Annotated in this window: 2 tRNA genes; both read left to right on the top strand. The window is 52.2% G+C overall.

Going from position 1 to position 232, the window contains the following annotated elements:
- Positions 1–14 precede the first annotated feature (14 nt).
- A tRNA-Asp gene (locus IQQ51_RS15015) sits at positions 15–91 on the top strand.
- A gap of 59 nt (positions 92–150) precedes the next feature.
- Positions 151–227 (top strand) — tRNA-Trp (locus IQQ51_RS15010).
- Positions 228–232 lie beyond the last annotated feature (5 nt).

Raw genomic sequence — 232 nt, 5'->3', positions numbered from 1 at the left:
AAGTATTCCACTGCGGAGTGGTAGTTCAGTTGGTTAGAATACCGGCCTGTCACGCCGGGGGTCGCGGGTTCGAGTCCCGTCCACTCCGCCACTTATTCGATAACCTCGCCTAGTGCGAGGTTTTTTCGAATCTGAAGTAATGAAAGTTTTAGGGGTGTAGCTCCAATTGGCAGAGCAGCGGATTCCAAATCCGCGTGTTGGGAGTTCGAATCTCTCCACCCCTGCCATATTT

It is taken from the genome of Vibrio sp. OPT18 (assembly GCF_015163615.1).
Lineage (GTDB): Bacteria > Pseudomonadota > Gammaproteobacteria > Enterobacterales > Vibrionaceae > Vibrio > Vibrio coralliirubri.
The sequence above is the reverse complement of the archived record's forward strand: the minus strand, read 5'-3'. Positions and strand labels throughout refer to the sequence as shown.